General features: G+C 66.2%; 2 protein-coding genes. Both read right to left on the reverse strand.

All coding sequences use genetic code 11. The annotated features are described in order from the left end of the window. Positions 1 to 207 precede the first annotated feature (207 nt). Entirely contained in the window at positions 208 to 11,721 is an 11,514-nt protein-coding gene (locus tag GT590_RS07575) for a fibronectin type III domain-containing protein (protein ID WP_114551498.1), read from the reverse strand. 208 nt (positions 11,722 to 11,929) lie between these two features. Next, positions 11,930 to 13,255, reverse strand: coding sequence for a GHKL domain-containing protein (locus tag GT590_RS07580; protein ID WP_161170988.1), 1,326 nt, complete (start codon positions 13,253 to 13,255; stop codon positions 11,930 to 11,932). Between the last annotated feature and the right edge of the window lie 224 nt (positions 13,256 to 13,479).

Here is a 13,479-nt window from a genome sequence, read left to right on the forward strand (position 1 = left end):
ACCACACCCCGATCTCGAAGGAAAACGCACTTCAAAATAAAGTTTACCGAGGTGCGAGGGCGAAAAACGCGCTTTGGCACGAAACGGCCCGATATGGCACGAAACAGAGTTCGATCCAAGGACAGGTATCCATTTCGCGGCGTGGGAGGCGATTCGCGCCCAAAGAAGAAGACCCTCGCCCACTCGGTGCGGGCGAGGGTCCTGCTTTTAGGAGCGGCGGCGCTTCCACCTGCATGCCATGATGGCGGCGCAAGCGCTTGCCAACGCCAAGCAGCCGATCAGCGGCAACGCGACGGTTAGCGGGTCGCCCGTGGGCGCGAGCTTCTTGCCGCCGCTGTCCGGAAGCGGCGTGGGCGTCGGCGGATCCGGCGTGGGCGTCGGACCCGGCGGGTTAGGCGGATCCGGCGGGTTGGGCGTCGGACCCGGGTCGGCGGGAGCCACGGTGAACGATGCGGAAGCCGTGCCGTCGGTGAACATCGCCACCAGAGCATGCTTGCCCACCGCGAGCTTGGCCAGGTAGTCAGGCGACAGCGTCACCGTCATACCGTCGGCCGCTAGCGCGTAGTCCACGTCCTGCACGAGCTCAGCGCCGTCGACCGCCAACGACAGGAACTTGTCGCGCAGCGCATCGATGGTGAACGACAGGCCTGGCTGCCCCGGCTTCCACGTACTGTCGGCGCCGGCGGTCACCGGGTAGGTTTTCATCGTCTGCGTGGTGAAGGAATCGCCGTACGCCCACGCCGACGCCAGCGCGTCGCCGTCCTCGACAACGACCGTCTGGACGCGCCACTCGTAGCGCGTGCCCGGAACCAGGCCGTCCAGCTTATGCGCGGGCGCGGTCAAACCGGCGACCTCCGTCCACTCGTCCGTTCCAACCGCACGGTAGGCCAACGTGAACGTGCTGTCGGGCATGTCGCTAGCGCCCCACGAGAGCGCGGCGTCCCTGAACCCGACCTCGCCCACCGCAAGATTTTCCGGCGCGCTCGGCATCACGCGCACGCGCGCTTCGTTGCTGTACACGACCACCGGGGCAGGAGCCGCCAACGTTTCGGCAACCTCAGGCACCACGGGCGCCTCGTTCGTCTCGGCTGCGCCGAGCATTTCTCTCGCCTCGTCAGCTTCAAGCGCCTCGTTCGTCTCGAGCGATCCGTTCGTCTCGGTCGCTTCGTTCGCGGTCGCCTCTTTCGTCCCATTCGCCTCTACCGCCTCGTCCGTCTCGGGCGCCGCAGACGTCTCGGCCGTCTTGGCAACCTCGCCCACCTCAGGCACCTCAGGCGTCTCAACGACCTCGGCCACCTCGGCCGCCGGTGCCGCCGGAGCCGCTTGCGTGGCAACGCAGCGCACGTAACCGATGGTGCCGGCATCAAGCGTCACGACCCGTCCCGTTGCATCGGGGATAACCTCCCATGCGTCCTCGAGGGAACCGAGCGCGCGGTACTGCCACTCGTACGAAACGTCCTCGGCATTCCCGCGGTTCGTGAATGCCGCGAACGTCGCCTGCTCGTTGGCCGCAACGATCACGTCGGGCGGCCAAATGCGCGCGATCTTCAGCGACCCGTTCGACAACGTGACGAACCCGCTGTATTCGGACCACTCGCTCGCCTGGCCGCCCTGCATCGCCTGCACCTGCCACTCGTAGGGCGTGCCCGGCGCAAGGCCGTCGATGGTGCAGGTCTTATACGCAGCATCGATCTTCCCCGCGGGCACGTCCGTCCAGACCTCGGAACCCTCCTCGCGATACCGGACGTTGAACGAATCGGCCGCGCCCGGCCCCTCCCACGTCCACGTGAGCGTCGCCGCACCGTCCTGCACGTTCTGCGCGGCGAGGTTGCGCGCTGCCATCGGAGACAGGGTCAGCACCGCCTCGTTGCTCTCGGCCGTCTCCGACTTGCCGCCCGGCGCCGTCGCGGTCACGACGCAGCGCAGGGTATGCACCCCGGCCTCCAAGTTGGCAACCGACAGGTGGGTGCGCTCGCCCGTCTGCCCGGGCAGGTTGGCCCACCCGCCGGACAGCTGGACCTGCCACTGGTACGCCAGCGCCTGACCCTCGCCGACGCCGGAGACCGTGGCGAGGAAGTCGTCGACCAGCTTGCTATCCCCCGCCACCGCCGTTGCGCTGGGCGGCGTCACGACGACGCTTCCAAGCTCGCCGTCCGGCGAGGTGGTGGCGAATGCGGGGCCGGGAACCCAAGCGGACGTCAGCCCGTCGGCGGACACCGCGCACATGCGCCACTCGTACTTCGTGCCGGGAGCGAGGCCGGTCGCCTCATACGGCGACGCCTTGAGCCCCGTCGCCGTCATCCACTCGTCCGCGCCCACCGCCCGGTACGACAGCGCGAAGGAGTCGCCGCCGTTTGGCGCGCCGTCCCACGAGAGCGTCGCCGTCGTGTCGTCGATGCTGCCCTCGTCAACCTTCAAGTTGGAGGGAGCGGCGCCGGGCTGCACGCGCACGCGCGCCTCGTTGCTGAGCACCTCGACGCCGTCGTAGGTCGCCTTGCAGCGCACGTAGCCGCTCGCGCCAGCCTCAAGCTCGACCACGCGCGATTCCGCGCCGTCTATCTTCTTCCACACGTCAGGATCGTCGGGATCGGAATCGAGCGCGCGTTTCTGCCACTCGTACGTAATAGACGTGCTCGTATCCACCCAGTCGTCCAGGTTCGTGGCTGCCGTCAGCTTGGCCGACACGTCCGGCGCGACTTCCTGGTCGGCCGGCTCGACGAGCACCGATTCCAGCTTCAGAGCCGGATGCTCGGAGGCCGTGACGAACAGGTTCTCGAACGACGGAAGCGATTCCACGCCGTTCTGCACGGCCTGCACGTGCCACTCGTACACCGTCTCGGGCTTCAAGCCCTCAGGCGTGAACGCCTTCGAGTTGTCTGCGACCGTAGCCGTCGTCCACTCCTTCGCGCCGGCTTCCCGGTAGGACACGTTGAACGTGGCGGCACTCGACAACGCCCCCTGGCTCCACTGCCAGGTGAGCTTTGCCTTGTCGGACTCGATGTTCGATGCCGTCAGATCGGTTGGAGCAGCAGGCGCCAGCGTGCAGGCGACCTCGTTGGTCGTCCTCGTGTAAGAATTGTTGTATCCGAACGGCACCTTAACCACGCAGCGATACCTGCTCGCCTCAGCTGCGGTTGCGTCGTTCGCCACGATGCTCAGCGTGCTGTTCGTTTCGTCCTTGAGGTCGTTCCAGGTGGTAGAGCCGGCTGCCTTGCGCTGCCACTGGTACGTCACCGTGCCCTCGCTGTGCACGACGGCGTTGGACGTTACGGCGAACGTGATTGTGCGCCCGCTGCCGACGACCGCCGCAGCCGCCGCGGGGGTGACCGCAACCTTCGGCATGGTGAACGCCGAGCCGTCCACCCACTCCGTATGCGGGCCTCCGGAGCCCCAACTCTGCTTCATGCTGTTATTCAACACGGTGCGCACGCGCCACTCGTAAGTCGCGCCCGGATCTAGACGAGCGGAAAGGGAGGACAACCTGTAATGATTGTTATCCCGATGGGATGAGGCGACCCACGGCACCTCCTCCCATTCGTTTGCGCCAACCATGCGATAGCTCACCTCAAAGCCGAGCACCGAATCGCTCGTTTTACGCAAGTCGTCGCATCCCCAATAAAGATCAACGCCACTGTCGCCGTATTGGCTACTGTATATCGACGTGCGAAGATCGTGCGGCGGTAGCGGCTCAACGCGTACGCGCGCCGGATTGCTGGTCACCGGGTCGCTGGCCACGCCGTTGATAGTCCGCGTCACCCTGCAGCGCACGTAGAGGTTCGCCTTGTTGTTGGTCGGTTTCTGCTCGTCCGGGGAAAGCGTTATCGTGTCCGAAGTTGCGCCCGCGATCGTCGTCCAAGCACTGTCGGGAGCCTTGCGAGGATCAACCGTGAGTTCGCACCGCTCCCACCTATACGCGAGGGCGCCTTTGTTCTCCTTGCCGTCCACGTTCGTGGTCACCTTCAGCGTGACCGAATCGGTCGCGCCCACCAGCTTGTCAGACGGCGTCACCTCCACCCAATTGAGCTCCTCGGGCTCTTTCAGCGTGGTGTTGAACGTGTCGACCTCCGACCAAGGCGATGCCACGCCGTTCTGCACAACCCGAACGCGCCACTGATAGGTGAGACCCTCATCGTCCAGCGACTTCGTCGTGTGCTCCATGCTCCCGTCGTACTCGAACGTTTCGGATTTCCACTCTGGATCCGCGACACCCTGTCCTGCAATCTGTCGATAGCCCACCTCGAACGCGAGCCCCTCCGGCGCGGGATCTTTGCCCCACGTCCAGCGGAACGTGGCCGCAACATTCGTATGGTTAGGATCATCGGGGAAAAGCCTATGAATATCAGAGACGGTGAGTCCGGTGGGCGCGGCGGGCATCGCCGTCACGATCGACTCGTTGCTTTCGAGCGTCTTTTCCTTGCTGTCGCGCTCGGCTGTGGCCACGCAGCGGTAGGCATGCGTGCCGACCGGCATATCCTTCGCGGAAACCTCGAGCGTGGCGGCCTTCGCACCAGCCACATCGGCCCAGTCGGAGGAACCCGTCTTGCTCTGCCACTGGTAGGTCAGCGTTTCTTTAGCGGTATCCGCATCGGTGGTCGCCGTGAGCGTGACCTTGTCCTCGGTGCCCGCCATGACGCTGGGCGCGCTGGGCGCGACCTCCACCTTCGAGAACGCGAAGTCCCGTTCCGTGGCGAACGGCGAGCCGGCCACCCAGCCCGACGGCAAGGGGTCGTCGCTGTCAGCGTAGGCGACGGAGCGCACGCCCCACTCGTACGTCGTGCCCGACGCGAGGTTTTTCAGCTCGATACCCTTGTTGTTCCCGACAGACTCCCGGCTCCATGCGGTTTCGCCGACGGGGCGGTACACCACGTCGAACACCGTTCTCGACTCGTCGCCGTTCCACGAAAGCCTGGCCGACGTCTGGCCCAACGCGTCCGCGTCAACCTCCAGGTTGCTGGGCAGCGTGGGCGCGATGCGCACGCGCGGCTTGTTCTCGCTGGTCACCGGGTTGCTGCTCAGCGGCGCGAACGCGTTGACCGGCGGCGCGTACGTCACGGTGCAGCGCACGTAGCCGTCCGTGTTTTCGGGGAGCGTTATCGCGTTGCCCGTCGCGGTGCCGCCCGCTACCTCCGTCCACGACGTCGTCGGGTCGTCGGGATCCTTGCCCAGGTCGCACGTCTCCCACTTGTACGTCCTCGTCGCAGATGCCATGTCGTCCACGTTCGTGTACGCCGCGAACGTCGCCTGCTCGCCCGCTTCGACCGCCTGGTCGACAGGGCTCACCACCACGCGTGTGAGCACCGTGTCGGGTGACAGCGATTGCGTCACGAACATCGACGCGGCCGAGCGCACCGACGGCGCGCCGTCGTTCATCACCTGCACGTACCACTCGTACGTAGTGGCGGGCATGAGGCCGTTCAGCGCGTACGAGGCCTCGCGCCCGGTGTTCGCGCTCTGCCAGTCCGCAGCTCCCGACGCACGCCAGAACACGCGGTAGGACAGGCCGTCGTCCGCGTTCAAACCGTTCGTCCACGAAAGGTTCGCCGCAGCCGCCGTGACGCTGCTTGCCGCCAAGCCGGTGGGAACCTTCGGTCGGGACACGAAGCCGACCGGCTCGCTGGTTATGGTTTTCAGCGGGACGTCGTCCTTGCTTGCCGTCACGACGCAGCGGTACAGCCACGAGCACGGTTTGGGATTGGCCGAGGATGCCCAGAACGTGGAACTCGTTTGACCTTCCATGTCGACCCATTCGTCGCCCGTCGCGCTTTGCTGCCACTGGTAGGACAGCGATTCGTCGGTTGCGACGTCGTCCAGGTTCGTCATGGCCGTGTACTCGACTCCGTTCGAGCCGCCACCCGCCACAGCCGTGCCCCAGCGCGGCGTCACCGTCACCGTGGCCAGCGCGCTCGATTCCTCGAGCGTGGTGAACGTTTCGGCCTGAGCCCAATCGGAGCTCAGATCGTCGCGCACCACGGCGCGCACGCGCCAGGAGTACACTGTATTGGGCGTCAAGCCCTCCACGTCGCACGACGTGGAAGCGCCCACGTTCTCCACGGTCATCCAGGCGTCGTCGACCGGCGCGTGACCCTGCGCGTACTCCACCTCGTAAGTGACGGGACGCGCGTCGTCTCCCGCCCAGCTTAAGCGCGCCGAGTCAGTGCCCGGCTCGGCTGCAAGCCGCACCGGCTGCTCCACGGGAACGTTCGTCGCCAGCAGCTTGGAGTCGCTGGTCACGGTTTTTTGGTCGTGCGCGTCATCCTTCGTCGTGGTGGACGTCACGATGCAGCGGTAGCCTTCCACCGTGCCGCCCTGGGGCGCCGTGACGTTCAGCGTTGGCGCGTTGGCGCCGTCCACGTCGTGCCAGCCCGCACCGAACGTGTTGCGCTGCCAACGGTAGGCAAGCTCCTCTTCCGGTTTCCCGTCCGCATTCGTCGCGACCTCGAACGTCACCGAAGCACCTGGTTCCACCACCGTCTTGTCGGGCGACATCGTCACCGTCGCCGTGTCAAGCGTGCATGCAGGCGGCGTGCTGATGCCCGCATACGCTCCCTTGCTCGAAACCCAGCCCGCCAGCGGCGCGGCGTATACGTTGATTCCATAATTCAAGCCGGGCTCCAGCCCGTCAATTCGGCACCAGCCCTCCGTTGCGTCATCGGCAACGGTGACGACCTTGGAATACTTGGGATACACTATGCTGGGATGCGCACGTTGGTACGTCACCACGAAGCGGCGCACTGCACCTTCCACCGTCCAGGTAACCTCACCGGCGGTCGCGCTGGTCGCCCATGCCTTCGCGTCCGTCGGCGCAGCGGGGATCACCGTCAGGTAGGCCGCCGCGCTGACGGCGTCGGCCGTCTGGCCGCCTTCACTGTTCGTCGCCACGCAGCGGAACGTCGCGCCAACGTCCTGGATGCCCACGTCCTTCACCGTGAGCGTCGTAACGTCGGCTTCCTCGCTGATGACGTATTTCTCGCCATTGGCGAGCGGGGAGAATCCTTGCTCGCCTACGCCCTTGCGCTGCCAGGCGTACGAGACCGCGCCGCCGCCGACGCTCGCCTGCGCGGTGAACGTCGCCTCCGCGCCGGCCTCCACCCACGTCGACTTCGGCGCCTGCGAGAAGACGGGCGCCTCGATGTCCGGCACCGCCGGCGTCGTCACCGTCGTCGCGGCAGAGAACGCGCTGTTCACGCCGTGCGCGAACGCAGCGACGCTCACCTGATAGCTCGTTTCGGGCTGGAGGTTCGCCACCTCGTAGTGCAGCCTGCCGTCTTGGTCCGGCGTCAGGCTGCTCGCGGACAGGGAGTACGTCGTCGAGCTCGCCGGGCTGCCGTCGGCGCCCGGCTTCGCGCACTTGACCCAGTACCCGTCGACGTCGTCGAGCGCCGTCCACGAAACCGGGATGCTGGTGGGCGTGGGAACGCCGCACGTTACGGATGGCGTTTGCGGCACCACCGCGATCGTCACGATGTTCGTGCTGGCGCTCACCGTCTCGTCGGGCGTGCCCAGCGTCGCAACCGCCTTCCACTGACGCCCGTAATCGCCGGCGTCCACCGGACGTTCGAACGTATCCTCCCACGTTTCCCGGTCGATATCCTCGCCTTCGAGCGTGACCGCCTGGCCCTCGGGCCGCCACGAGGAGTCGCCCTCGCCCCAGGAGTACCATTGCAGTTCCGCCTTCGTGAAGGTTCCCGAGTTTGCCGCGTACGTGGAGGTGAAGTGCAGCGTTTCGCCTATCGCGTACGCGCTCTTGGATGATTCCACCGTCCAGGTGCCCGCCGCGGGCGCGGCCAGCGTGGTGAAGTCCCGCCCATAAGCCGTCTGAATCGCCGTGGAGTCGCCCAAGCGGGCGTCGTTGGCGGAGACGCTCAAGGCGTAGGACGTTTCGTTGGCCAGGCCGTCCACCTTCACCTCGTAGGTCGTCTCGGCCGTTTCGCTCCTCTTCGCGGAAACCACCTTGCTGATGCCGTCTCCCACGCGCACCAGGTATTCGCGGGCGGTACCCTGCGCGGGCGCGGTCCAGCACACCTTCGCGCTGTGCGAGCCCACGCTTTCCGCGCGCACGTCGCGCGGCGCGGTGGTTTCGTGGATGATGGGCAGGGCCGTCGAGGTAGCCTGGGTGCCCTCCACCATGTCCGCGGGATGTCCTTCGTCGTCGAGCGTCCACACCGAGGCCACCACCTGAGCCCATTGCGCGGTGCGGGGATCCCACGGCCGACCGGCGTTGTCGAAGTCGTCCGGAAGGCGCACGGTGTCGGTTTCAGTGGTCATGAATTCGTCGAAAAGGCCCTGCTTCGGGCTGTCCAGCTCGTCGCACAGATACCACTGGTAACGGGCGGCGTGGTGGCCGTCGTTGTAGTCCGACCAGTCGTAATCCACGTCGAGGTTGCTGGGCGAGCCGTCGGCGCGCATCATGCCGTAAGACGCGGGCCAGGTGAGCGAAACCGACTTCTTGTACGCGGTCTTGAACTCGCACGGCGCCGCGGTGCGTCCCTCCAGACCGTCCACGTCGGCGCGCACGATCACCCGATAGGTCTTGTCCGAGACGAGGTCGGCGTCGTAGGTGCGCGTGTACACCCGCCCGGCGCTCGCGATGCTCCAATCCTCGCCGTCCTTAACCTGCACGAGCACGAGGAAGCCGTCGGACGGCACGACGCTGCCCGCGCCGTCCACCCAATCCCACGTGACGCTCACGTGCGGGATGTCGTCGTTCACGTTGGCTTGCAGATTCGTCACCTCGGGGCTGAACAGGTCCAGATCCTTCTCCGACTGCTCGCTTGCCGTGTCGGCGGGCGAGGGCGGCGTGGAAAGCAGCACCCGGAAGCGCGCGCCGTCAAGCTCCGCCGCGGCGTTCAGCGTGGCGTGCAGACGCGCGGCGGTGCGATCGTCGTTCCACACCTGGCCGGCGATGGGCTTGCCCTTGCCGTCTTTGGCGAAGAAGTCGTCGGGCAGGTTCGTCCAGCCTCCCCCTTGCAGCTTGCACTGCCACTGCACGTCCACGTCGCCGGCGTGCTTGCGCGTCCATTGCGCGTCCGCGGCCAGGTTGAACGTTCCGTTGACGGGCGCCGAGTAGTTAGCCTCGAACTCCACCGCCTGCGCCGCGTCGCCGCTGCCCTGCACCACCGGCTGGTCCGTCACGCGCACCGGCGTCACGGAGGCGGGCACGTCGTCGGCACGCGGCACCGTGAACTGCACGCGGTACGGCTCGCTTTCGCCCTGGTAGCGGCCGTCCCGGTAGTAATCGTCGAACACGCGCGCCACGCACAGCGTGTAGGTTTGCCCCTCCTCCAAATGCCGGTTCTCCAGCGTGAAGGCGCGCGCATTGTCGACGTACTGCTTGCCCGCAGCCGTGCCGTTCGCCGGCAGGATGTTGTCGGGGCCGCCCTCGATCCACGCCAGGTGGGCGAAGCCGCCCGGGACGGACTCGTCCATGAGCCGCTCGAGGTCGCTCGTTATCTTCCCGCTGACGTCGTAGGTGTGCGTGCCCAGCACCTCGTCGTCGGCGCCGTCGCCCTTCAGGACGACGGCGGCCGCTTCCGCTTCCGACTGCGGGATGTTCAGCACGATGTTCGCCGAGCTGGTGTAGACGGTGCCCTCGCGCGGCCACGAACGGTAGTCTATCTTGAAGCGGTAATCGTAGCAGGCCTCGTCGGAGGACTCGATGTCGAAGGTGTATTGCGTGCCGTTGTGCCCGACGGAGCACACATCCTCCCAATCGTCCCCGGCGCGCAGCTTGCGCTGCAACGTCGTTTCGAAGTCGTCCGTGGTGTCCGCCTGAAAGCTGGTGGCGAAATCGAACCAAGCGTCGTGGGGAACGCCGGCCGCAGCGGAGAGGGTGCAGTCTTCAGGCTGCCGGAGAATCTCGAACGCGGGAAGCCCCTCCTCGCCCCACTGCGCGAACAGCGTGACGGTTTGGCTCTCCTCGTCCATGTAGTCGTACAGGTTGGTGGAGCTTTCGCTGATCCATTCCGCCGTGGGAAGGCTTCCGTCCTGCTCGGTGGCCCATCCCAAGAAGGAGCAGCCGTCGCTGACGGGCGTGCCCGTGTAGTAGCAGACGGGCAGCGCGCCGACGGGCTCGTTCTCCGCGATGGTCTTGTTCGGCATCGAGCCCTTGTCCCCCATCGGCTCCAACACGTACTTGCCGCTGTTGTTCTTCGGCGCGTTCAGATCGAACTTGACGTTAACCGTAGCGGGCACGCAGTAGGCGTACAGCGTGACGTCGCCGTAGACGATGCCGAGGAATTCCTCGGGCGGCTTGCTCCAGCCGCTGCCCGCGTCGGGCGCTTCGCTTGTCCAATAGGCCAGGCGGTAGCCCTCCGGCGCGTACGCCGCAGCGGACAGCGCGTCGGGGGAGACGGCCGTGTTCCAATAGGCGTCCGCGTAGCTGACCTTGCCGGCGACGGGGCTCACCAGCGTCACCGTGAAACTTTCGCCAACGCCCGTGGTCGTGAACACCGGGAGGCCGGAATGCGTGTAGGAACCCGCGTTGTCCAGCACGTAGTTGTGGTCGTCCAGGTACTCCACGGCAAAGGCGGAGCCGATCTGGGCCTCGTCGACAACGGTGCCGTTGTGGTAGCTGTCGTCCATGGCGCCCGCCGGCATGCTTTCGCGCGAAGTCAGGGAATGGGCGATCCAGACGCCGTACCCCCCTGCCTGCGCGCGGCCGACGATGCCGCCGGCTTGATCGGACGAGGCCTGGGCCTTGATGAGGCCCGTGTTGTAGCAGCCCGATATCTCGCCGTTTTTGTAGGCGGTATCGAGGTACCCCACCAGGCCGCCGGCGTATCCGAGGCCGCCCTGGCTCTCGATCGCCCCCTGGTTGTAGTTGCGGCCGAACGTGAAGTTGTTGACGCTGCCGTACGACAAATACCCCATCAAGCCGCCGGCGGATCCGCCGAACTCCTCGCCGTCCCTGTTCTCGAAGGTGCCGCCCTGCGACATGATGCTGCCGTTGTTCGAGCAGTACAGCACCCGAGCCGTGCGGCGGTTCCCTCCCACCTGCTCGACGCTGCCCGCCATGCCGCCAGCATGCGCGTTCTCGGACGTGACGTATCCGAAGTTCGCGCAGTATATGACGGAGATGTAGCCGTGCTCTTCGTCGTGGTACGAGCCGATGAAGCCGCCGGCGTTACCGTAGGCATGCACGGTTGCCTGGTTCGTGCAGTTCCACACGCCGATCCGGCGGTCATCCTCTTCGTCGCCTGGGGTGCCAACGCGCGCGAACACGGTGCCCGCGTTGCGGCTGTCCGACACCGAATTCGACACCGTGCCTACGAAGTTGATGTTCCTGATGGTCGCTTCGGTGTTCACGCCAAGCGGCATGCCACCGGTTTCGAACATGCCGCCGTGGGAGTTGAGCCGGAGCTCGATGAGGTGGTTGTTGCCGTCGAACTCGGCTGCTTGGAAGTCAGGGTAATTCATGTCGGTGATTACCTTATCGTTGACGCAACCGTCATCGACGAGGTCGGCCATGAGACGAGCGTGCTGGTTGTGCTCTTCGGAGGACTTCATGTCCCTCAGCTTGTTGCACCACGCGATGAGATCGTCGGTGTTGTAGATGAGCGTGGGGTCGTCCTCCGTGCCGGAGCCTTGCAGCTCGGCCGCGTAGGCGGGCACCGGGGCCGCGAGGCCGGTCAGCGCGAGCAACGCGGCGAGGACGCCTGTGGCCAGCAGCGCCGCGATCATCGCGCGCTTGCTTCCGTATTCGCGCTTCAACACTTGACCCATACCGCACCCCGTTCTCGCAGGAAACACACTTCAAGCAAAGTTTACCGAGGTGCGAAGGCGAAAACCGTTTTCTGGCACGAAACGGGACGATGTGGCATGAAAGCAGGGCGCCCGAACGGCGGGCGGCGAGAAGCACTCGCTGTCATCCCGAGCTCAGGCGGCGGAGCCATTGTCATCCCGAGCGAAGCCCGGAGGCTGCGCGCTTCGCTCAGTGTCCAGGATGGGAACCACTCCCACTTGGGACGTTTTGGGGCAGGACGAGGCGCAGGCGGAACATGCCCTCGGCAGCCTCGCAGGTCAGATGCGCACCATGCCGTTCGGCGAAAGCGGCGATGCTGCGCACGCCCACGCCATGGCCCGGCCGCTGCGGCTCCGGAAGCCCCTCGGCGTTCAGAGGCACCGTTCCGCGGCACGTGTTCTCCACCTCCAGCGCCAAACGCGGCTCGCTCACAATGCGCACCGCGATGCGGCGGCGCTCGCCTGCGGGCTGGTCGGCGCAGGCGGCTGCGGCGTTCTCGATGGCGTTCGCGCACGCGCCGGCGAACTCGAGCGCGTTCACCGGCAGGTCGCGCGGCACGTCGCACGACGCCTCCACCTGGACGCCGGCGGCCATGGCGCGACCCAGGTACAAATCCAGCAGGGCGTTCACCCCTTCGTTCTCGCACCAGCGGCGCACGGCCGCCTCCTCCACCGCCTCGTCCACGCCTCCAAGCGCGGCAAGCGCCTGCTCGTCTTTGCCCGCGCGCACGAGCGTCAAGACGACGCCCAGATGATGGCGCAGGTCATGACGCAGCACGCGCATCTTCTCGTCGGAGGCGCGCACGGCCTCGATCTGCCGCTCGAACGCTCTCGCCTGCTCCTCCAACAGCCGTTGCGCTTCTGCCATCCGCGTGCGCCGCGCATGCTCGCGCAGGGCGACGAACACGATGGCGTAACCGGCCAGTGCCATGGCCAGCGCCAGCATCACGATGGCGATACGCATACCCTCGCCCTCCACCGCGCCCACGATGTACACGAGGTAGAACAAAGCGTAGAACGCCAAGGGTATCAGGCACAGAAGCCCCCATCCGCGCCGCATCGTGCGCGCGGCCTCCAGATAGTACGGCCGGAAGAAGCGAAACGTCGCCCATACCAACGGCACGGCGAGGACCGCACGCACGGCCAGGTTGACCGCCAAGGCCCGCGTCGGATCGACCGTCAGCGACGCGGCATGCCCCAGCATCCCGATGACGGCGTTCAACTGGATGGCCGTGAGGATGGTGAACGCCACGACCAGCGGCCGCTGCCGCGCGATGCCGAGCAGCAGCGCGAACGCCGCGACGTTGCCGGTCAGGGGGTAGAACCTCAGAAACGTCTCAGGACCAGCCAGCGAGAACACGGCGAAGTTGCCCAACGCGATCAGCGCCACGCCGCCGACGAACGCGACGAAGGTCGTCGCGCGGCCGAAGCGGCTCTCCGTCAGCGCGTACATGATGAACAACGCAACGACAAGCCCGGCCAAACGCAGCACGAACGTCGGCAGATCCCCTTCCATGGCCATCTTTCCCTTTCCGTCCGTCCACCCGTCCGCCCCAGGGCGGCGCGTTGCATTATACTGTTCGCCAGACGACCCGACCGCACGTAGGCGATTTCCGTCCATGCACAGTCTGGCACGAAACGCGCCGATCTGGCACGAAAACATCCGTCGCTTTTCGACGATACCGCCAAAATGGAAAGGAGGTTCCATGACGCGCCGCATAACCGATATGCGCCGTTCAG

Source organism: Eggerthella sp. BIOML-A1 (assembly GCF_009875595.1).
Taxonomy (GTDB): Bacteria; Actinomycetota; Coriobacteriia; order Coriobacteriales; family Eggerthellaceae; genus Eggerthella; species Eggerthella lenta.